We start from the raw sequence: 20,936 nt of genomic DNA on the forward strand, positions 1-20,936 counted from the left end.
CTCGCCGGAGGCTCGCAGTTAACTCAGGCCATGTGCGCTTCGCTGTTCCAGAAACTCGCGGTAGGACAGTCGCAAACCTACCCAACCCGGCCCTACCATCAGTTCCACCAATCTGCCTGGAAGCGGACCTTCGGCTGCATGGAAGCTCGGCAACGATTGGAGCACCTCGGGATCGCCGCGTTTCGAGATGATGGGGGTTCCACTGCGATTAAATAAACGACGCTGAAAGCGGACTGCTCCCGGAGGCGGTCACCCAACGGCGGATTTGTACCGCTGGCATCGACGCGAAAGCGCCCGTTCGGCGAATCCGGTCCTGCCTGCGTCTGGCGGGATTTTCTTCGGGGGCGCGGGTACGGCCGACGCGGCGAGCCGTCCCGTCACGGTTCCTCAGTGTCGCGCCATGGCTTCGATGATGGTCGAGCGGCCGTGCAGGCCGGTCTCGCTTTTGCCTTTCTCGGACTTGCCCTTGTCGCCCTTGCCTTGGCGCGGCATCTCGCTTTCGACGACGGGGGCCAGACCCAGTTGCCGTGCGAGGCAGACGAGGTCCTTCAGCCGGCCCGTCTGGGTCTTGCGACGAAGGTTAAGGCGATGCGTCTCCACGGTGCGGACGCTGAGGCTGAGGCGTCGCGCCACCTCCTTGTTGCTGAAACCGGCACTGAGAAACCGCAGGATTTCCGCCTCGCGGGGGGTGAGCCCTTCCCCGGCATCCGCCGCATCGGACGTTTCGACATTGGAGGTCGAAACGTCCGCCTTGCCCGCCTGGGCCAGGCGGACGATGGTGGCGCTGATCTCCCGCGGGGTCGCCGATTGGGCGACCACCGCATCGATACCGGCCACGAGCAGATGGCGCAGGGTGTCGGCGGGCAGGCTCTGGAAGGCCGCCAGCACGCGAAGCCTCGGATGATTCTTCAGCGCGGTGATCCGGGCGAGGTCGGCCTCGCTTGCGTTCTCTCGCAGGAAGACCAGGGCGACGACGCTCTCGATTCCCGGACCGTCGAGCGGCAGATCGGCCTCGCTCACCGTATGCAGGCTGGGCTCATGCTCCAGGAAGGCCCTCAGGACAGGCCCGAGCCCCACGGGTTCGTCGACGATCAAAACTCCAACGGCCTGGTTCATGCCGCTCCCCCCTCTGTCCCATCGCGATACATCGCGCCCGGGCTGGTCAAGAGCAGTTCAAATCCCATTCCATCGGTTTATTCGTCGCGATTCCGCGTCGCACGATGAATACAAGGACGCATATCGCGAAAACAGCCGCGAAAATCGCCTTATCTCGGTTAACGCGGGCGAATGCATGCTGGCCGACCGACCACGCCTGTCCCTATCAGGAACAGCCCGGTCCGAAATGGGATCGGCTCATTCCATGCCTCACTGACACCGACCCATCGGTAGGGGGCAGTGAGATCCGGGATCAGCCTGCCCGGGCGAGGACGAGGTCGGAGGCGGCGGAAATCACCCGGTTGCGGCCCGTGGTCTTGGCCTCGTAGAGGGCGATGTCGGCGCGCTTGATCATGGCCTCGATCGTGTCGCCCTCGCTCCATTGGCTGACCCCGAAGCTGCAGGTCAGCCGGATCGGCGTGCGTGCCCCACGGATACGCATGCCTTCGACGAGGCGGCGCAGGCGTGACGCGAGAGCCTCGGCATCGGCCACCGGCCGGTGCGGAAGCACGATGCCGAACTCCTCGCCTCCGAGCCGCCCGACGATGCCTTCCTCCGCGATAGTTTTGCTGACGTTCTGGATCGCCGCATCGCCGACATCGTGGCCGTACTCGTCGTTGATGCGCTTGAAATGGTCGATATCCACCAGGATCGCCGACATGTCGCCGTGGTTGCCGACGCGGTCGGCAGCGTCCCGCACCCGCTGGAGGAAGGCGCGCCGATTGAGGAGACCGGTGAGCGGATCGGTCTCGGCAAGGCGAATCAGCTCGCTTTGCATGGTCGTCAGCCGTTCTGCGGCCCGCATGCGGGCATGCAGTTCCTCGGCGCCGGGCGGTTTCTCGATGAAATCGTCCGCTCCGCTGTCGAGGGCCTCGGCCAGATTGCGGGAGTTACGGGCCGAAGACATGGTGATCACGTAGAGCGGACGATTGGTCTCGGCGATCAGGCGCGCCGACCAGCACAGTTCGAGCCCGCTCAAGGGGCGGACTTCCAGGCTCGTGATCAGGACTCGCACAGTCGTCGTGTAAGTCACGAAGTCGAGTGCTGCCTGAGAATCGGTAAAGACGTCGACCGTATGGCCTTGCGGTTCCAGAAGTCCGGCGACGACCTTCAGGACAACACGGCTCGTGTCGACGATGACAATGTGCATGGCGTTGGTCACTCGCCCGATTTCTAGCGCTGTGTTTCAGCATGGCAGCCACAGATTAACATGTTGCCAAGACGGCATGCCCACATGAGTCCATCCGAGGCCCCGGCAGGCGGATGCCCTGCATCGCCCCCTGCGGGAGGGCCTTCGCAAGGCGGATCACCGACGCTCCGTCATCCCCGGTTGAATGCCGCGCCTCCGACTGGTAGCTAACGCGTCGGGCCGGCGTAGCACAGCGGTAGTGCAGCGGTTTTGTAAACCGAAGGTCGGGAGTTCAATCCTCTCCGCCGGCACCACGCTTTTGCGTGCAAGCGCAATAGGTTGCGCCGTCTGAAAGATGGCGGCTGGCCGGGTCTCACGCGGCGGCCTCCCACATGGCACTTCAGATGGCGCGTCCCCGGAAGGATCCCGGCACGGGAGCCTGTCACCTGCGGCGAAGGCCTCCACAGGATTTGTCTCCCGTATCGAAGGGGCGCGAGTCATTCTTCACATCGGTGAAAAGCCTGTGGCCGTCACTGCTGGCGCAGCGGTCCAGGTGTCCCTCCGAACCAAGGATGTTGCGGAGGCGAAGCGACGCCACAGCGAGGCTGATGCCGAACTCAAGCGCTATTGGGAAACCGTCTGGATCGGGCCACAGCCGCTGACGCATAGAGGAGTGATGGCGCTGACAGGCGAAATGTACGCCGCAGTGAAGCAATGTCTCGGTGACGACAGAAGTCGATACCTCCTTAGAGTGGCCGAGGAAGCCGATCGGGTTGGGAGCGATCTCAAAACGGATCACATCAATTTCGAGACCCTGCGCGACGCCTTCCTAAGCACTCTCGAGGATGCCGGAACACCGGCAGAGTGGGCCAAGTTCGACGATCTCCGTGCCATCCCGATGGTGACGCTAGAGCTGCGCCCGACCACGTTGGGTCGGGACACATCTCTAAGCCTCTGTTTGCCGCGCTCTTTTTCGCCGAACCGGCATCCACTTCGGCGGAGAGCGCTCTAGAGGCCGCGTTCGGAGCTCAAGCGGACGCACTTCTGCAGCAAAAATCGCTTGTGACGGATGTAGCAGTCGAGTTCTTCTGATGCGGGAGCTTTGTCGAGCAACACGCCAAGCTGCAGACAGCGGCTTTCGAAACGCGAGCGGGGATTATAGTCTGGATAAGACACTTGCCCGCTTCCCTGCCTTGGGATACCGGCGCTCGTCGTCGGGTGAAAAGGCGGTCTGTTACAATCAGCGACATTTTTTGGGCCGGGGAGGCAGGGCCAAAACAGGAAGTTCAGCCTGCGACAGTCAAACGCTATCGCTGCATATTTGGATTCCTTTCTTCATATTTCGGAGACCGTGACGTCAATTCCTTATCAGATGATGACGTTCATGAATGGGCAATTCATCGCCGCGACAAGCAAGGCGTCACCGCGCGATCAATTAACCGGAGTGATTTATCTACAGTAAAAGCTGTGTTCGGATGGGCCACAACCCGTGATGTAAGGCGTTTGCTGCAACAAAACCCAGATAGCAACGTGCATTTGCCTGAACAAAAGTTCGATATCATGCAGCAAACTCACCTGAAATCGTTGAGGGCGATGCGATTGGCTGATTGAATCCGATCTTATGGAACAAATGCCCCAAGGAGCTACGGCACGGTCAAGTGCCGTAACGCCGACTAACGATTCACGATGGGCGTGAAGCTTGTGAGCCTGAGCTATGGCCCAGACCGCCTGTGTACTCCTCCACGCCCGAAGCTGGATCTCCAGCACCCAAGCCGCCAAGGCCGGACGAGCATCCGAAAACCGCCGAAACCGATGCGCAGCCTGATAAGCCAGTGTCCAATCAGGACGATGATCTGTAGGGGCGGACGAGGAGGTCGACCGTGTCTTTTCCTCAGCGATCGCCTTCAGCCGTTAGCCAGGAAGGGCGTCACGCCCGTGATCGTGGCGACCCAAGCAGCGCCAATCCTTACCCCTTGGACACTGAGGAGCATGCCACCTGGAAACGGGGCTGGGAAATGCTCGACGGGGAGATCGGGCAGGAGAAGGCCAAGGGCGATCAGGAGTGAGAGTTTGGCCTGTCACCTGTCAAAACAATCTGGCTAGGTTCTTCCGCGCCTTGGGTTTGCCTCGCCCTCAAGCCCACCACTGAACGAACGAGCTGCAGCACGTCGCAGCGCAAATGATCGTTCTCGATGGTGGCATAGGCACGAAGCAGGTCGACAGCGCCGGCCTCGCGGAAGAAGCCGAAGGCACTGTTGTGCTCCTCGGCTTCATGATCGCCGAACAGGGTAGACATCGGCACTTCGAGGAACTGAGCGATCTGCTGCAGCCGGCTGCTGCTGACGCGGTTCGCTCCTTTTTCGTATTTCTGGATCTGCTGAAACGTGACGCCGACGTGCTGGCCTAGCTCAGTCTGCGACAATCCCTTCGCCTTTCGCAGCGTTGCGATGCGTAGGCCGACGGTACGATCAACGTCTGTCGTGGATTTTACAGTCACAGTGGCCACCCACTATATTAAGTAATGATTAAGTATGATGGCATTCCATATGAGGGCCACTGCGTATTTGTCTTTGCAACATAGGGAATCGGTACTCGGCTGATACGCTGTAAATCCCCAGTGTTGCAAGATCGCACTATCGCTGCTGACGCTTTCGAGGCTCTGTGTCGTTCAAATTCATCGCACGGGCCAACGACTTCCATGTTCAAGAAGCTTCTCCTCACCACTGCGGCCACCGCTCTCCTCGCTGGCGCCGCTTCGGCCGCCGACCTTCCGCGTCGCGCCGCTCCCCCGGTCTTCGTGCCGGTGCCGGTGTTCACCTGGACGGGTGCCTACTTCGGTATCAACGCCGGTTACGGCTTCGACGCCGGCAGCAACAGCGACCGCTACGCCCTGCCGGGTGGTTCGGTGCTGAACTCCTTCACCCGCACCCCGGTGGTCGTCTCCACCAACGGCGGCAACGATCTCGAAGGCTTCGTCGGCGGTGGTCAGGTCGGCTACAACTACCAGTTCACCCCGGGTTCGGGCGTGGTCGTCGGTGTTGAGGCGGACGCCCAGTACACCGACTTCGGCAACAAGAGCCGCACCGTGACCGGCACCATCAGCCCTGTCGCCGGCGCTCTCAACAGCCCCGTCGGTGTCCGCGTCCCGGGCAACGAGATGAACTTCTTCGGCACCGTCCGCGGCCGCCTCGGCTACGCGTTCGATCGCGTCCTGTTCTACGGCACCGGCGGCTTTGCCTATGGCGACGGTGGCACGGGTGGCGACGACTTCCGCACCGGCTACACCGCTGGTGGTGGTTTCGAGTACGCGATGCCTACCGACTCGTTCTTCAACTTCTTCAAGTCGTCCGCAGTAACGCTGAAGGTCGAAGGCCTGTACGTGAACCTCGAGAACGAAGGCCGGGCCGGCAATCGCTCGGTGTTCAACCCAGCCACCAACGTTCTCACGCTCAGCCGTTCGGTCACCGCTCGTGAGAGCGAGTTCGCCGTCGTCCGCGCTGGCCTGAACTACAAGTTCGGATCTTACTAAGGCGCTTCGCCTTATATCCTCTGACTGAGCATCCCCAGCCCGATCCAGCCGGCCGCTCGGCCAACAGACGCCCTAGGAGCTTCTCCTGGGGCGTTTTTCGTATGGGCATCAATCCCGGTCATACCGATGAGCGGATGTGGCTGGCCAGTAGGGCCGATGCGCGCATCGCGATGGCTTGGGTTGGCTCGCACACACTCTCGCCGAACTTTAGGAGGATCGTGGCTGTGGTGCGGAGCCTATGCCGCTGCACGCCGGAGTGAAGCGCCTATGATCAAAATCCTGACGGCGATCCTGTCGGTCATCGTGGTCCTGGCGCTGGGCGCCTGCCTCACGGTTGTGACGCTTCCGTTCCGAGCCGTCCGTGGCCTGGTGCGCAGCCGAGCCGTGCCTGCATAGAGAAGCGAGTCTTTCTCCCGCACCTTAACGGTTTGTTGCCAACGTCCGGTTAGGAAGTCTCAATCTTTTGAGGATCTTCCCATGCGCGTGCTGCTGATTGAGGACGACGCTTCGATCGCCGCGAGCATCGAACTGATGCTCAAGTCGGAGAGCTTCAACACCTATACGACGGATCTCGGCGAGGAAGGAATCGACCTCGGCAAGCTCTACGACTACGACATCATCCTGCTCGACCTCACCCTTCCCGACATGTCGGGCTACGAGGTGCTCCGCAATCTGCGCGTGGCGAAGGTCAAGACACCGATCCTGATCCTCTCAGGCATGGCCAGCATCGAGGACAAGGTGAAGGGCCTTGGCTTCGGAGCCGACGATTACCTCACAAAGCCGTTCCATAAGGACGAACTCGTCGCCCGCATCCACGCGATCGTCCGCCGCTCGAAGGGCCATGCCCAATCGGTCATCACCACCGGTGACCTGACGGTGAACCTCGACGAGAAGATGGTGGCCATTGCGGGCAACCGGGTGAACCTCACCGGCAAGGAGTACCAGATCCTTGAACTCCTCGCTTTGCGCAAGGGCACGACCCTTACGAAAGAGATGTTCCTCAACCACCTCTATGGCGGCATGGACGAGCCCGAGCTCAAGATCATCGACGTCTTCATCTGCAAGCTGCGCAAGAAGCTCGCGAACGCTTCCTCCGGCAAGAACTACATCGAGACCGTCTGGGGACGCGGCTACGTGCTCCACGATGGCGTAGCCGAGATGCAGGCTTTGGCCGGTTAAGGTCTCTCATCCGCGTTTTGTGAACAGGCTTCAAAACCGCTGCGCGTCAAACGGCTGCGTCTGGCCCCCGATGGGGCCGAGCAGGTCCGGGAACTGTGCTGACTCCGGTTGAGCCTGCGCGGCCGATGTTTCGCCCATGGTTGCAGATCCACCGCCCATGATCGCCCGTAGGAAACTCGCAGCACTGCACGAGTGAGTTGCCCGAGCTTCCGTTGGCATCGGCCTCGGTGTCACCGGCCCGGTCGAAGCTGGCGCACTCGATACACCGAATGTTTGCTGTGAAAGTCTACGGGGCCGTTCGGCAGTTCGTCTTCATCGACGGAAACGTCCGCGCCATCGAGGAAAAGATCTGCAGGAGCGCTTTGCCGGCCACGAGGAGAAGACCCGCTCGCTGGGCGGAAGGAGCGGAGTGGTGGCTCGTAAACATGCTTGATCCACGATCGAACTCCTCATGGAGGCGCTTGCCCACCTCGGGGCTGCGTTACCGACGCGCGGGTGGCGGCGCGCTTCGCACGATGAGGCCCAACCGCGCCTTCGCCAAGAACGAGCTTGGAGTAATTTAGCAGGCGATCCTGCCACCTGAGGCTTTAACTAGTCGGTAGCAGCATTGCTCCTCGACGCAACCTACGATCGGCGGGGCGGCATTGACGCCGAGATGATCAGGGCGCCGATGCGGGACAATGCCGATGTGATCGAACGGGTGCCGGAGTTGAGGCCGATCCGCTCACCTACCCTGGATATGGGGCAATTCGCATCTAGCTCTAAGCCTGCGGCCGAGAGCCTTAACCTATGCATGCAAGAGAGAACCGAGTTGCTGCCTGGCGCAACGCATTGGCTGCACCATGAGAAGGGTAGGACGCTGACAATGCGCCTATGACCTTTCTCAGCCAGTAGACGCCCTTCGTGTGCCCCTCAGCGAGGCCTGCTGACCGAAAACAACCTGAACTGCTATCGCGTGTTGCGAGGAGATCTTTAGCCACTTGCTAGTACATGCGTCCGTGCTGCTGTGCGACAGTAGCTTGACCGATGCTTGCTGCGGAACTCTCCTCCAGCCCTTCCCGTTTGCATAGCCCACAGAGAGAAACAACTTCTGACGGGCGCAATATGGTAGGAACCGACGAGCTTCGTTTCGGACCACTCGGCCGTAGCTGCGCGCATCTGTGTGTCGACATGCAGCGTATGTTCGCTGAGCAAACCGATTGGTGCACGCCCTGGATGCCTCGCGTTCTGCCGAAGGTGGTGCAGATCGTCGAGGCTCATCCCAAAGAGACCCTGTTCACTCGTTTCGTGCCAGCTCAAATGCCGGGCAATGGGGAAGGAACGTGGAAGCGCTACTACGAGCGCTGGACTTCTATGACGATTGCGCACCTCGGAGTAGACAGGGTCAACCTTGTCCCAGAGCTTAGCCGTTTCGTGCCGCCTGCCGAGATGATCGACAAGCACGTCTACTCGCCATGGTTGGGCACAGACCTGCACGAACGTTTGCGCGGGCGGGGCATCGACACGCTCGTGGTTACAGGTGGTGAGACGGACGTGTGCGTGCTTAGTGCCGTGTTAGGCGCTGTCGATCGCGGCTACCGCATTGTCGTCGTCACAGACGGGCTCTGCAGCTCTTCGGACGAGGCGCATGATGCGATGCTCACCCTCTACCATGGCCGATATGGCCAGCAGGTCGAGACCGTCACGACTGATACCCTGCTTCGGGGGTGGGTGTAAGGAAGCGGGCTCGTGATAGCTCGGAGACCATGCGATGCGTTCTCCGATCTTGCTTATCGGCCATAGCAAGACTTGGCCGCAATAGGCCTGATACTTCCTCTGCCCTCACATTCTAGATGTGCATATCAGGTGAGACATCCATGCTGCACGTTGTACTGCTCGGCGACTCTGTTTTTGATAACTCTGCTTACGTGGGCGGAGCGCCAGATGTGGTAGAGCAACTGCGAACAGTTCTGCCCGAGGGCTCACAGTCCACATTGCTGGCCGTCGATGGTCACGTGATCACGGACGTGCCGCGCCAGCTGAGCCGGCTTCCAGACAGCGCGACCCACCTCGTGGTGAGTGTGGGTGGTAACGACGCGCTGAGAGCGTCCGGTGTGATCGAGCATCCCACCCGATCAGTAGCTGAGGCTCTCTACCTGTTGGCTGAGGTAAGAGAACGCTTTCAGACCGCGTACAGCGCCATGCTGGACACGGTCCTGGCGGCGGCACGCCCCACGGCACTCTGCACGATCTACGACCCACGCTATCCAGACCCTCAACGACGACGGCTGATCACGACAGCCCTCGCGCTGCTGAATGACGTAATTACGCGCGAGGCCTTCACGCGTGGGCTGTCGCTGGTCGACCTGCGCGTTCTGTGCAACGAGGACGCTGACTTTGCCAACCCCATCGAGCCGTCGGTCAAAGGCGGGCAGAAGATTGCCAAGGCTATCGCAGCCTTTCTTCATGCGCGTCCTGAGATGCAAGGTGCCAGGGCCTTCGCCAGATAGCCGCGGATGCACAAAGCCCCTATCGCTAGGCGGTGTGGACGGATTAGTGACGGCAGGCTTTCCGAGCGGGCGGATCGATGATTCATAGAGTGTCGGTTTTGGGGAGGCTTGCCCATGCTGACACGGATGACGGACGCGGATTGGACGATCGCCCTGGAGGTGTTCCGCGCGGTTCGCTCGCGACGGGGCGACAAGGGCCGTGACGACCGTAGGTTTCTGGAAGCGCTGCATTATTTTACGGTGCAGAGCGTGACGTGGCGGACACTGCCGGCCGAGTTCGGGAACTGGAATTCGATCTGGAAACGGTTCTGGCGACTGCGCGAGAACGGGACGATCGATGCCTTCTTCGAGGCGCTGGCCGAACTGAGCCCCACCGCCGACTTCGTGCAGATGTTCGACTCGACGGTGGTCCGGGCCCACGTCTCGGCGGCCGGTGCAAAGGGGGGCAGCAGGATCAGGCGCTCGGCCGCTCGCGGGGCGGTTTCTCGACGAAGATCCACCTCAAGACCGACTTTTCCGGCCTGCCCCTCGCCTTCGTCCTGACTGGTGGAGAGGCCGGTGACAGCCCACAGTTCGAAACGCTGCTGGATCTCGGGTCCGACGTGAGGCCCCGCGCCGCCGTCACTGACAAAGGCTACGACAGCAAGCGCAATCGCGCCGCCGCCCGCGTCCGCGGCATCGCTCCGATCATTCCCTGCAAAGCCAACGCCAAGAAGAGACCCGTCTTCTTTCCAAAAGCCCTCTACCGGACCAGGGCGCGCATCGAGCAGACCTTCGGAAAGCTCAAACGCTTCAAACGCATCGCGTTACGCTGCGAGAAGACCAGAGCGAGCTTCGCAGCGTTCGTCTCCCTCGCCCTCGCATTCATCCTCATCAAATCCGTCCACACGACCTAGTGAAGTTCACTCCGCAACCTAGCGTCACTGTGAGGCACAGCTTGCCACACCGCATTCTGGCCGCATCGCGTATTGATCGGATGCATAGGCGAAATGCCGCCCCTACCAGCGACCGCAAAATTGACTGCCGAGTTGGATTGCCCTTGTTCTCAGCACGTTAACTGGAAAGGCTGGGGCGCTCAGAGCATATCTTCAGCCTACAGAGTGTACACGTAGCACATATTGCGCCACCACCGGCAAGTCGGACTACGTAGGCAATTCGCGCCATAAATTTTCAGAAAAGTGAATGAATTAGTTAAGGAACGGTTTTTGTTGCGATGCCGTTGAATAATTCGCTGATGCCGAAATCCTGGCGCAGCGCACAAAGGCGGCGCGGAGACAGGTCGCCTAATAGATTTATAATGCAACTAATTGGGCGCATTTGCAACAAAGTGCGCTATTGCCTTGGGTTAACGAGATTAGTCAGTAGAACTAGCGATCATCCGCCTTATCAGAGGCGTTGATCCAGCCGTACAGTCATGCGTGATAGCCCTCTAAATAAAACGGCTAAACTTCTGTTGAGCATGCCAGTTAGCCGCAGGTTGCCATTTGGTTAATTTACTATTAGCCATCTTAAATTCATCGAATGAGCCAACGCCAGGCAGCATTCGGGCCTAACCCACATCTAATACTCCGCGATTGCGTCTGCGCCCATGTTGGACGCCTGGATCGCTGTGCCATTAGTCGCTTGGAGCCAAGTATAGATTTGCTTGGATCCTTGGCGTGCCTGTCACTCATGCTTTCTACTTAAGGAGAGTCCTATGCAGCGACCCGTGCCGGCCTCCGCGTCCCTCGTTGGCCAGAAACCAAGTCATACACGGATGGTGCGAGTCTCAGCATATTCGGTCGCAACCGTCCTCGCCCTACTGATGACTACGGCGACCCTACCGCCCCTCCTCGCTGATCAGTCGGATCGTGCCGTCATCAACGCGCCAATTAGCTTACTGACGGCGCCCATTGCCGGGGAGATGACTAAGGTCTCTGCCACCATCGGGCAGCACCTCGGCCCCGGAGCACCGGTGGCGCGCATTCAGAACGTTCGCATCGACCGCACGACGCTGATTACTCTCGATGGCAAAGTTGACGAGTTGCGCGGCTCTCTCCTGGCGGCGCGGCAAAAGAGGGAGTCCGACGAGACCTACGTAGCGGCTCTTGATGCCGAGATTAGGCGTCAGGTGGAACAAACTGTCGCTAAGCTCGACGGAGAAGTGGCTGAAGCTCGCGCCCGCGTGGGGTCAGCAGATGCCGAGGGTCAATCCACCAAGGCGGTGGTCGACCGCCAGCAGGCCATGGTTGATCGCAACACCGCCAGCCTCGATCTCCTGCGTCCGACCCAGCACAAGCTCGAAGCCGCTCGCTTCGACAAGGAAGCAGAAACGGCCAAGCTGAATCAGAAGTTGGCGGAGCTCAGTGCGGTCAAGAAGAGCGTCTTCGTGGGCAACCAGTCCAATAGCCTGGCGGTGCTGACTCAGAAGCGGCGGGATCTTGCATTTGATGCCCAGCGGCTTGCTATCGAGGAGGCGCAACTCTCCACAAGTCTGAAGGCGCAAGAGGCGTTGCTCGTCGCGGAACGCAAGCGCCTCGACAGCCTTGCCGATGCGGAGATGCGGGCCATGAACGGTGGTGTCGTCCTCGGACTCGGTGTTGCGGAAGGGCGTCACGTCAACCCAGGCGACTCGGTGGCGACTTTGGTCGATTGCGATCAATCCTTCGCTGTCGGGATCTTCTCCTATCGCCAAGCACAAGAACTGGCAGTTGGAACGCCGGTGCGAATTTCGGCGGCGGGCAGCAGCATTCCCGAGCGCGGGTGGGTCAGTGAGATTCTGCCGAAGACCAGCGACAAGACCGATCAGCAATACGCGGTGCCGTTCCCTCAAACCGAGCGGCGCGAGATGTATGTGCTCGTAAGCCTGGACCGCGACACGCTGCCTAACTCGGACAAGACCGCTTCCCCCACCGAGGCCGCGCGCCGCACCACGCCGTGTTCGGTGGGCCAGTGGGTCACGATTACCCGGGAGAACGGTTGGGTTCCATCGGCTTCTGTGGCCTGGAAGGCGGTTGCGTCTGGGGTTACGGGGCCGGAGATCAAGGCGGCCTGGGCTTCTCTGGCCGCGACCGTCAATGGGACGGCGGTGCAAGCCTCCGACCTCGTGAGCCGTGGTGTGAACTCGCCGGCGGCGAAGCAGGCATGGGCCTCTGTGGCGAACGGCGTCACGCAGGCGGCAGATGCAGTGGCGAATGGGGTCAAAGACCTGTTCTCGAAAGGTTCGACCGCCCCTGCGAACGGTAAGACGGCACAATCCGCGCCGCGCCAGCACAGCGCCGAGAACACCCATTGACCCGGCCGCATCCGCGCGGCGGATCTGTGCTGGCTCTGACCGTGGCAGCGCTGCTCCTGGTCTCGCTCCGGCCAATGGAGGCGGAGTCCTCGCCAGGTAGAGTCGAACGTGCCTCTTTGTCGTTGGCGGAAACGCTGTGTCACTCTCTATCTGAGGCCGTCGACACGACGGGAACCGGACCGGTTTTTGTGTCGAGCTATCGTCCGGGCCCGCAGGAGACCGAACTGCCCGCTCCCTTGAAGAGTTCGGCCTTCACCTACGACAATGCCGTTGCGGCGATCGCTTTGATTGCCTGTGGGGAGGTTGGGCGGGCCCGCAGGATCGGTGACGCACTCCTCGCCGCGCTGGCACGGGACCGCAGCTTCTCCGATGGCCGCATTCGCAATGCTTATCGTGCCGGTCCAGTAGGTGACGGCTCGTTGGCTTTGCCCGGGTGGTGGGACGCGAGACAGAATCTATGGGCCGAGGACGCCTATCAGGATGGCACTGCTACCGGGAACGTCGCCTGGGCCGCCCTCGCCCTTCTCAACCTAGACGCAGTGGCACCCGACGGCGGTTACCACGCCGGCGCTCGACGGATGCTGGGGTGGATCGCTGGACAGACCGGCGATCCGCGGTCTCCCGAAGGGTATACCGGCGGCGTCGATGGTTTCGATCCGCATCAGACACGCCTGATGTGGAAATCTACTGAGCACAACCTCGACATCCACGCGGTCGCGGCCTGGCTTCATCGTCTGGACGGCGGAGCGGAGGAAGCTCGGATCGCGGCGACGGCGCGGGGCTTCCTCGACGCGGTCTACTCGCGCGATCCGGGGGTGTTTCGTCTCGGCACGACGCCAGACGGCAAGCTCCAGCCCATCGCCAAGATCGCCCTGGATACGCAGCTCTGGCCCCTGATCGGGGTGATCGATGCACCCGACATCTGGCGCAGGGCGCTCGACTTCGCCGAACGCCATCTCGCAATCCGAGGCGGTTTCGATTTCAACGAGGACCTCGATGGCCTCTGGGTCGAGGGCACGGCCCAGGCCGCGTTGACCGTCCGTTTTCTCGGCCGAAGCGCCGAGGCCGACCGCCTCCTCGCCACCATCGCTGGGCAGCTCTCGCCATCCGGCTTCCTGTTCGCCACCGATGTCGCCCGCCTCACCACCGGCATCGCCATCGGTCCGGCCAGTGCCGAGCCCGATTTCTTCTACTTCCGCCGGCCGCATCTTGGCGCCACCGCCTGGGGCATCCTCGCGGCCGTGGGCTGGAATCCCTTCACCGGACGGAACGTGGAGTAACCCCGCCCATGTTCGAAGCGCCTCAGGACGTCCTGTCCGTCCTCACCATCGATCTCGGTATTCTCATCGGGCTCCTCGTCATGGCGGGCCTGCTCGACCGCACGAGCGCCGCCGCCCGCATTCTGTTCGGCCTAACCACGGCCGTGTTCATCGTCTGCTACGCCGCCTGGCGCTGGCACGACACCCTTCCAAGCTTCGAGCCGGGGCTCGACATGCTCTGGCCCTACCTGTTCTTCGCCTTCGAGATGGTGGCGATCCTCTACACGCTGATGTCCATCGTCATCCTATTCCGCTTCGAGGACCGGTCCGCCGAGGCCGACCGCGAGGAGGCGCGGCTCTCGGTGAGCGGTGCTTGGCCCGCCGTCGACATCTTCATCTGCACCTACAACGAGCCCCTGGACGTGGTCGAGAAGTCGATCATCCCGGCGTTGGCGGTGGATTACCCGAACGCCACGGTGTGGGTCTGTGACGACACCCGGCGCGACTGGCTGCGGACCTATTGCGAGGAGGTCGGGGCGAACTACGTCACGCGGCCCGACAACCACGGTGCCAAGGCCGGCAACCTGAACAATGCCCTGCGTCATACCGCGAGCCGGTCCAACGCGCCGATCATCCTGGTGCTCGACGCGGATTTCGCGGTAGCGCCCAACATCCTGCGCCGCGCCGTCGGCCTCTTCCATGACGAACGAGCGGCCGTCGTCCAGACTCCGCAATTCTTCTTCAACGCCGATCCCATCCAGCACAACCTGATGGCGTCCGAGGCCTGGGTCGACGATCAGCGGATCTTCTTCGACGTGTTCCAGCCAGCCAAGGATGCCTGGGGCTGCGCCTTCTGCGTCGGCACCTCGTTCCTGGTGCGGCGCGACCGCGTCGAGGAGATGGGGGGATTCCCGCACGATGCGATCTGCGAGGACATCAATCTCACCTACTCGCTGATGCGCCACGGTTATCGCACCCATTGGCTCAACGAGCGCCTTAGTGCCGGGTTGTCGGCGGAGGGACTACCGGAATACATCACTCAGCGCACGCGCTGGTGCCTCGGCACGATTCAGGTTGCTCTGCTCAAGGTCGGCCCCTTCCGCAGCGGCGATTACACCTTGCTGCAGCGGCTGCACTACTTCCACGGAGTGCTGAACTGGCTGTGCAAGCCGTTCATCGTGCTCATGCTGGTGGCCCCGTCGATCTACTGGCTCTTCGATATGCCGGCCTTCCAGGCCGACTACCTCTCGTTCCTGCGCTACGGCCTGCCGACGCTCTTCGCCCTCTGGACCTACAGTAGCTGGGTGTCCGGACGGCGCACCCTCCCATTGTTCATGGAGGTCACGCACATCATGACGGCCCTGGCCATCACGCTCACCCTGGCATCCGCCGCGATCCGGCCGTTCGGTCGTCCGTTCAAGGTTACCGACAAGGGCGGCGATCGCTCGGTGTCCATGGTGCGTTGGCGCATGGCGGCAGGATTCGGAGCGATCACCCTGCTCTCCGCCGGCGCGATCGTCTGGTCGTTCGTCTCCCCGTCCGGGGCCACCGAGATCTCATCCCTCGACTATTTCAACCTGATCTGGGCCGGCGTCGCCATGCTGTTCTGCTTCGTCGCCTTTCTGGTCTGCTTCGAGCGTCCCCGCGGGGCGGAGGAGTTCCGGATCGAAGAGCCCGTGCGGGTGAGGTCGGGCGGGGTCGCTTACGACGCGGTTCTGGCGACCCTCGGCATGGAGACCGCCCGGCTGCGTCTCACCGCACCGGGCCACGCCTTCGCAGTAGGCGACGGCCTCGATGTCCTGATCGAGCCCACCGGCTGGGTTCCAGCCAATTTTCTTGCGGTGCAGGCGGGCAACTATGCGGTTGCCCTCGCGCCAAACCCTCTGCAGCGCCGAACCCTGATCTTGCGACTATTCACGCAGGCAGTGGACCCGATCGCGCGCACGGCGAGCCTGCGACTTGCTCTGCGGGGCCTCGTCGCCCGCTGCTTCCGAGCGACGTGACGCGGGATTTGACGCGATCAGGGAGCGCATTACAGCCCTTATTGCGAGGTCGCTTTGGCATCGACGTCTCGATCCATCCGCGGTGAGATGTGCCTGTCCCCTCGACAGCGCTGATCGCCGTGACGAAGCGGTGGAAGCCATGCCATGCGAGAAGCAGGGCACCGAAAAGTAAGACCGCGTGGGCTCAGCCGTTTGGGCGTATGTCTGATTGGGCGAACCGCATTCCAAAAGCGGACCGGCAGAAATCCACCCTTCTTGGTCATAGAGCAGCAGATCCATGCCGGCTCAGGCAGACCAGCCCGTCGGTACGGAACCATTATGCGGCCTCTGTGATCCGCTCCTGATGAACAACCGGGGCGCTGCCGCCATGCTGCTTGAGCGGCCGGTTGCCACTGAGGCGACGCAGGAGGACGTAGAAGACCGGCGTCAGGAAGAGGCCGAAGGCGGTGACGCCAATCATACCGGAGAACACCGCAACGCCCATGGCGCTGCGCATTTCCGAGCCGGCACCGGTGGCCGTCACCAGGGGCAGCACGCCCATGATGAAGGCCATCGAGGTCATCAGGATCGGGCGCAGACGCAGGCGGCTCGCCTCGATGGCGGCCTGGAGCGGCGTGCGGCCGGCGAATTCAAGTTCACGGGCGAATTCCACGATCAAGATCGCGTTCTTGGCCGAGAGGCCGACGAGGACGATGAGGCCGATCTGGGTGAAGACGTTGTTGTCGCCCGCTGAAAGCCAGACCCCAAACATCGCCGCGAGCAGGCCCATCGGCACGATCAGCAGAATGGCGAGCGGCAGGGCCAGGCTCTCGTACTGGGCGGCAAGCACGAGGAAGACGAGGAGCAGCGCCAGCGGGAATACCCACATCCCGGAATTGCCGGCGATGAACTCCTGGTAGGTCAGGTCCGTCCACTCGAAGGCGAAGCCGCGCGGCAGGGTCTCGGCCGCGATGCGGGCGGCGGCCGCCTGGGCCTGGCCCGAGGAGTAGCCCGGTGCCGCACCGGCGTTGATGTCGGCCGAGAGGAAGCCGTTGTAGCGCATCGCGCGTTCCGGCCCGGCCGTCTGCCGGACGCGAAGCAGTGCGGCGAGCGGCACCATCTCGCCGGAGCCCGCCCGCACCTTCAGCGCCCCGATGTCGTCCGAGCGGGCGCGGAAGGGCGCGTCGGCCTGAACCCGGACCGAGTAGGTGCGGCCGAACCGGTTGAAGTCGTTGACGTAGAGCGAGCCAAGATAGATCTGCAGCGTGTCGAACACGTCCGTTACAGGGATGCGCAGCTGTCGAGCCTTCGTCCGGTCGATGTCGGCGAAGAGCTGCGGCACATTCATCTGGAAGCTCGAGAAGAGGCCCGCGAGCTCCGGGGCCTGGGCGGCCTTGGCCAGGAAGGCCTTGGTCGCGTCGTTGAGCGCCTCGTAGCCGAGGCCGGCCCGGTCCTCGATCTGCATCTTGAACCCGCCGATGGTTCCGAGGCCGTTCACAGGCGGCGGCGGAAACATCGCGATGAAGGCCTCGGGGATTGCCGCGAACTTCTTGTTGAGCGACTGGGCGATGGCACCGCCGTTCAGGGCCGGCGAGCGGCGCTCCTCGAATGGCTTCAGGGTGGAGAACACAATCCCTGAGTTCGAACTGTTGGTGAAGCCGTTGATGGAGAGGCCTGGGAAGGCGACAGCGCTTTCGACGCCGGGCTCCTTCAGGGCAATCTCGCTCATACGGCGGATCACGTCCTCGGTCCGGTCGAGGGTCGCGCCGTCCGGCAGCTGCGCGAAGCCGACGAGGTACTGCTTGTCCTGGCCCGGCACGAAGCCGCCGGGGATCTGGCGGAACAGCACCACGGTCAGACCGACGAGGACGAGGTAGAGCACCATCATTGTCGCCTTGCGGGAGACGACGAAACCGACGCCTCGCCCGTACCCGTCCGAGGCTCGGCCGAAGACGCGGTTGAAGCGCCGGAAAAACCAGCCGAGCATCCCGTCGAGGATGCGGGTCAGGCGGTCCTTGGGGGCGTGGTGGTCTTTCAGCAGCAGCGCCGAGAGAGCCGGCGACAGGGTCAGCGAATTGACGGCCGAGATGACGGTCGAGATAGCGATGGTGAGGGCGAACTGCTTGTAGAACTGGCCCGTCAGGCCGCTGATGAAGGCGAGCGGCACGAATACCGCCACGAGCACGAGGGCGATGGCGATGATGGGTCCGGAGACCTCGCGCATGGCCTGGTAGCTGGCGTCTCGTGGCGACAGGCCGCTCTCGATGTTACGCTCGACGTTCTCGACGACCACGATGGCGTCGTCGACCACGATGCCGATGGCGAGCACGAGGCCGAACAGGCTGAGCGCATTGATGGAGAAGCCGAAGACGTGCATCACCGCGAAGGTGCCGACGATGGAGACCGGCACGGCGAGAAGCGGGATGATCGAAGCGCGCCAGGTCTGCAGGAACAGGATCACCACGAGGACGACGAGGGCGATGGCCTCCAGCAGAGTGTGGATCACCGCCTCGATGGAGGCGCGCACGAACTGCGTCGGATCATAGACGATCTCGTAGTCGACGCCCTCGGGCATGTTCTGCTTGATCTCCGCCATGGTCCGGCGGACCTCGTCGGAGATCTGAATCGCGTTCGAGCCGGGCGACTGGGAGATCGGCAGGGCGACGGCGGACTTGTTGTCGAGAAGCGAGCGCAGGGCGTAGTCGGAAGCTCCGAGCTCGATCCGGGCGACGTCGCGCAGGCGGGTGATCTCACCGCTCTCCCCGGTCTTTACGACGATGTCGCCGAACTGCTCCTCAGTGGTAAGCCGCCCGTCGGCGTTGAGGGAAAGCTGGAGGTCGAGTCCCGGGATTGCCGGCGAGGCGCCAATAACACCGGCCGCCGCCTCCACGTTCTGCGCCTGGATCTCGCGCACGACGTCGCCGGCCGACAGCCCGTGCTCGGCAACCTTCTGCGGGTCGAGCCAGATGCGCATCGAATAGTCGCCAGAGCCGAAAAGCTGCACCTGCCCGACGCCGTCGAGGCGGGCGAGCCGGTCCTTGATATTCAGCACCGCGTAGTTGCGCAGGTAGGTCATGTCGTAGCGCCCGTTGGGCGAGACGAGGTGCACCACCATGGTCAGGTCCGGCGAGGACTTCACCGTGACGATGCCGAGCTGGCGCACGATGGCCGGCAGGCGCGGCTCGGCCTGCGAGACGCGGTTCTGTACGAGCTGCTGGGCCTTGTCGGGGTCAGTGCCGAGACGGAACGTGACGGTGAGCGTCATGATGCCGTCGGTCGTGGCCTGGCTCGACATGTAAAGCATGCCCTCGACGCCGTTGATCTGCTCCTCGATCGGCGTCGCCACCGTCTCGACGATGACCTTGGGGTTAGCGCCTGGGAAGGTCGCGCGCACGACGACCGAGGGTGGCACCACGTCCGGATACTCGGAGATCGGCATCGCGAAGAGCGAGATCAGGCCCATGATGAACATGAGCACCGAGAGCACGCCTGCGAAGATCGGCCGGTCGATGAAGAATTTCGAGAGGTTCATGCCGCCCTCCTGGGCGCACGGGGAGAGAGAGCGGTCGCATGGCGGCCGCTGGGTAGAAGTCCGATCGGGAAGAGCGGCCTGCGCCGCCCGTCAGTTCTGCGCGACTCGGCGCGGAGCCGTTGCGGAGTCCTGCGGCCGCGCGCCCATGGCGACCGGCTCGGGCCGGAGGAGCATGCCGGGCCGGAGCCGCTGAAGGCCGTTGACGACGATGCGCTCGCCGCCTGACAGGCCGGAGTTCACGACGCGCAGTCCGTCAACGGACCGGCCGAGGGTGACGGCACGGAACTCTGCGCGGTCGTCGGCCCCCACAACGAGCACGAACTTCTTGTCCTGATCCGTGCCGACCGCCCGCTCGTCCACGAGCAGCAGCGATTCGGGTGCGGCCTGGCCGAGGCGCATGCGAGCGAACTGACCCGGGATGAGATGTCCGTCGCTGTTGCCGAAGCTTGCGCGGACCCGGATGGTGCCGCTTCGCGCATCGACCTTGTTGTCGATGAACTGGAGGTGCCCACGCGCCCGCGCCCCGTCGGCGGTGAGCATCTCGACCGGGATGCGGTCGAGGCTGCCGCGCTTGCCCGAGGGGTCAGCCAGTGAGGCCAGGGCCTTGAGGACGACGGTCTCGTCCGCGTCGAAGCTGGCATAGACGGGATCGACGGAGACGAGGGTGGTCAGCACAGCAGCGCCCGCGCCAGTGGCGACGAGGTTCCCCGGCGTGATCTCACGGCGTCCAACGCGTCCGCCGACTGCGGCCCTCACCTCCGTGTAGCTGAGGTTGAGCCGGGCGGCTTCCAGCGTCGCCTTGGCAGCGTCGAGGCTCGCCTTGGCTTCCTTGAACGCGTTGGCGCGGACATCGAGATCGCGGGCCGTGACGATGCGCTGGTCGGAAAGCCGCTGTCCACGCTCGAAGTCGCTTGCGGTCAGGGCGAGACGCGCCTCGGCGCCGGCGGCCTGTGCCTCCAGGCGATGGACTTCGGTCGCGTAGGGTGCGGGGTCGATGGTCACCAGCAGGTCGCCGGGCCTGACGAGTTCGCCCTCGGTGAAGTGCGTCGCCTGGATCGCTCCGCCAACACGTGCCCGGACGTCGACCCGGTCAACCGCTTCGAGTCGGCCGGAGAACTCGTCCCACAGCACGACCGGGCGAGGCGCGACGGTGGCGACGGGCACCGGCGTCGCGGGCTCGGACGGCGCCGGTGCGGCGACCGCCTCCGTTCCGTGCGCCGTCAGGCTGGGGAGGGTTTGAACGAAGGCGCCCGCCAGAAGAGCGAAGGCAACACCGGCCGCGAGGCTGCGCCGAAAACCGGAACGGGTAGGGGAAGCGTGAGGCGAAGGGTTCACGGCCGACTCCGACATCTGTAGAGTTCGCTACACATGTCGGCATGGACGGCGGGCGTCAAGAGACTTATCTATC

The 20,936-nt window shown here is 62.9% G+C and carries 16 protein-coding genes, 1 tRNA gene and 1 pseudogene; 13 read left to right on the forward strand and 5 right to left on the reverse strand.

From position 1 onward, the window contains the following. Positions 1 to 387: 387 nt before the first annotated feature. A complete protein-coding gene (locus tag ACYQML_RS06360) occupies positions 388 to 1,116 on the reverse strand; it encodes a response regulator transcription factor (RefSeq protein WP_461235034.1) in 729 nt (242 codons plus the stop codon). Between the two features lie 292 nt (positions 1,117 to 1,408). Beyond that, on the reverse strand, positions 1,409 to 2,305 hold the full coding sequence (locus ACYQML_RS06365; RefSeq protein WP_207410917.1) for a GGDEF domain-containing response regulator: 897 nt from the start codon (positions 2,303 to 2,305) through the stop codon (positions 1,409 to 1,411). Between the two features lie 218 nt (positions 2,306 to 2,523). Here ACYQML_RS06365 and ACYQML_RS06370 point away from each other — a divergent pair. From ACYQML_RS06370 to ACYQML_RS06380, 3 genes are all read left to right on the forward strand, one after another. Beyond that, positions 2,524 to 2,598, forward strand: a tRNA-Thr gene (locus tag ACYQML_RS06370). A 209-nt stretch (positions 2,599 to 2,807) separates the two neighbouring features. Further along, positions 2,808 to 3,296, forward strand: a complete 489-nt coding sequence (locus ACYQML_RS06375; RefSeq protein ID WP_461235035.1) for a DUF6538 domain-containing protein — start codon at positions 2,808 to 2,810, stop codon at positions 3,294 to 3,296. Positions 3,297 to 3,460: 164 nt separating this feature from the next. Continuing rightward, positions 3,461 to 3,895, forward strand: a complete 435-nt coding sequence (locus ACYQML_RS06380) for a site-specific integrase (protein WP_461235036.1) — start codon at positions 3,461 to 3,463, stop codon at positions 3,893 to 3,895. A gap of 445 nt (positions 3,896 to 4,340) precedes the next feature. Here ACYQML_RS06380 and ACYQML_RS06385 read toward each other — a convergent pair whose 3' ends face one another. Beyond that, a complete protein-coding gene (locus tag ACYQML_RS06385; RefSeq protein ID WP_461235679.1) occupies positions 4,341 to 4,781 on the reverse strand; it encodes a helix-turn-helix domain-containing protein in 441 nt (146 codons plus the stop codon). Between the two features lie 201 nt (positions 4,782 to 4,982). Here ACYQML_RS06385 and ACYQML_RS06390 point away from each other — a divergent pair, with 201 nt between their 5' ends. The 10 genes and pseudogenes from ACYQML_RS06390 (at position 4,983) to ACYQML_RS06435 (ending at position 16,017) form a co-directional block, all read left to right on the forward strand. Then, positions 4,983 to 5,813, forward strand: coding sequence for an outer membrane protein (locus ACYQML_RS06390; protein WP_056428359.1), 831 nt, complete (start codon positions 4,983 to 4,985; stop codon positions 5,811 to 5,813). Between the two features lie 267 nt (positions 5,814 to 6,080). Continuing rightward, positions 6,081 to 6,209 (forward strand): hypothetical protein, encoded by a 129-nt coding sequence (locus ACYQML_RS06395; protein WP_280136556.1) that lies wholly within the window; start codon positions 6,081 to 6,083, stop codon positions 6,207 to 6,209. A gap of 81 nt (positions 6,210 to 6,290) precedes the next feature. Further along, positions 6,291 to 6,992 carry a response regulator transcription factor CtrA gene (ctrA, locus tag ACYQML_RS06400; RefSeq protein WP_056428356.1) on the forward strand — a complete coding sequence of 234 codons (702 nt, stop codon included), beginning with the start codon at positions 6,291 to 6,293 and terminating at the stop codon, positions 6,990 to 6,992. A 1,104-nt stretch (positions 6,993 to 8,096) separates the two neighbouring features. Beyond that, positions 8,097 to 8,708 carry a cysteine hydrolase family protein gene (locus ACYQML_RS06405; protein WP_056428355.1) on the forward strand — a complete coding sequence of 204 codons (612 nt, stop codon included), beginning with the start codon at positions 8,097 to 8,099 and terminating at the stop codon, positions 8,706 to 8,708. Between the two features lie 140 nt (positions 8,709 to 8,848). Continuing rightward, complete coding sequence (locus tag ACYQML_RS06410) at positions 8,849 to 9,481, forward strand: SGNH/GDSL hydrolase family protein (RefSeq protein ID WP_419953426.1); 633 nt, start codon at positions 8,849 to 8,851, stop codon at positions 9,479 to 9,481. Positions 9,482 to 9,607: 126 nt separating this feature from the next. Further along, positions 9,608 to 9,814, forward strand: a pseudogene (locus ACYQML_RS06415) (transposase); the annotation flags it as partial. Further along, the gene (locus ACYQML_RS06420) at positions 9,736 to 10,377 is read left to right on the forward strand and encodes an IS5 family transposase (RefSeq protein WP_419953433.1); all 642 of its coding nucleotides are present in this window, start codon (positions 9,736 to 9,738) and stop codon (positions 10,375 to 10,377) included. The pseudogene ACYQML_RS06415 and the gene ACYQML_RS06420, both read left to right, overlap by 79 nt. 908 nt (positions 10,378 to 11,285) lie before the next feature. Next, positions 11,286 to 12,755 (forward strand): HlyD family efflux transporter periplasmic adaptor subunit, encoded by a 1,470-nt coding sequence (locus tag ACYQML_RS06425; protein WP_461235037.1) that lies wholly within the window; start codon positions 11,286 to 11,288, stop codon positions 12,753 to 12,755. Between the two features lie 74 nt (positions 12,756 to 12,829). Continuing rightward, a complete protein-coding gene (locus ACYQML_RS06430) occupies positions 12,830 to 14,035 on the forward strand; it encodes a hypothetical protein (RefSeq protein WP_461235680.1) in 1,206 nt (401 codons plus the stop codon). A gap of 8 nt (positions 14,036 to 14,043) precedes the next feature. Next, the gene (locus tag ACYQML_RS06435; RefSeq protein ID WP_461235038.1) at positions 14,044 to 16,017 is read left to right on the forward strand and encodes a glycosyltransferase family 2 protein; all 1,974 of its coding nucleotides are present in this window, start codon (positions 14,044 to 14,046) and stop codon (positions 16,015 to 16,017) included. Positions 16,018 to 16,333: 316 nt separating this feature from the next. Here the strand turns inward: ACYQML_RS06435 and ACYQML_RS06440 are convergent, their stop codons facing one another. Both ACYQML_RS06440 and ACYQML_RS06445 read right to left on the reverse strand, forming a co-directional pair. Continuing rightward, on the reverse strand, positions 16,334 to 19,528 hold the full coding sequence (locus ACYQML_RS06440; RefSeq protein ID WP_056428326.1) for an efflux RND transporter permease subunit: 3,195 nt from the start codon (positions 19,526 to 19,528) through the stop codon (positions 16,334 to 16,336). Positions 19,529 to 19,618: 90 nt separating this feature from the next. Further along, the gene (locus ACYQML_RS06445; protein ID WP_056428329.1) at positions 19,619 to 20,878 is read right to left on the reverse strand and encodes an efflux RND transporter periplasmic adaptor subunit; all 1,260 of its coding nucleotides are present in this window, start codon (positions 20,876 to 20,878) and stop codon (positions 19,619 to 19,621) included. Positions 20,879 to 20,936: the final 58 nt, after the last annotated feature.

The organism is Methylobacterium sp. CM6244, assembly GCF_054817885.1.

Coding starts and splice junctions, on each gene's coding strand:
- ACYQML_RS06390 (WP_056428359.1), top strand. CDS start 4,983: ATGTTCAAGAAGCTTCTCCTCACCACTGCGGCCACCGCTCTCCTCGCT.
- ACYQML_RS06360 (WP_461235034.1), bottom strand. CDS start 1,116: ATGAACCAGGCCGTTGGAGTTTTGATCGTCGACGAACCCGTGGGGCTC.
- ACYQML_RS06430 (WP_461235680.1), top strand. CDS start 12,830: ATGGAGGCGGAGTCCTCGCCAGGTAGAGTCGAACGTGCCTCTTTGTCG.
- ACYQML_RS06425 (WP_461235037.1), top strand. CDS start 11,286: ATGACTACGGCGACCCTACCGCCCCTCCTCGCTGATCAGTCGGATCGT.
- ACYQML_RS06440 (WP_056428326.1), bottom strand. CDS start 19,528: ATGAACCTCTCGAAATTCTTCATCGACCGGCCGATCTTCGCAGGCGTG.
- ACYQML_RS06405 (WP_056428355.1), top strand. CDS start 8,097: ATGGTAGGAACCGACGAGCTTCGTTTCGGACCACTCGGCCGTAGCTGC.
- ACYQML_RS06445 (WP_056428329.1), bottom strand. CDS start 20,878: ATGTCGGAGTCGGCCGTGAACCCTTCGCCTCACGCTTCCCCTACCCGT.
- ACYQML_RS06365 (WP_207410917.1), bottom strand. CDS start 2,305: ATGCACATTGTCATCGTCGACACGAGCCGTGTTGTCCTGAAGGTCGTC.
- ACYQML_RS06395 (WP_280136556.1), top strand. CDS start 6,081: ATGATCAAAATCCTGACGGCGATCCTGTCGGTCATCGTGGTCCTGGCG.
- ACYQML_RS06435 (WP_461235038.1), top strand. CDS start 14,044: ATGTTCGAAGCGCCTCAGGACGTCCTGTCCGTCCTCACCATCGATCTC.
- ACYQML_RS06410 (WP_419953426.1), top strand. CDS start 8,849: ATGCTGCACGTTGTACTGCTCGGCGACTCTGTTTTTGATAACTCTGCT.
- ctrA (WP_056428356.1), top strand. CDS start 6,291: ATGCGCGTGCTGCTGATTGAGGACGACGCTTCGATCGCCGCGAGCATC.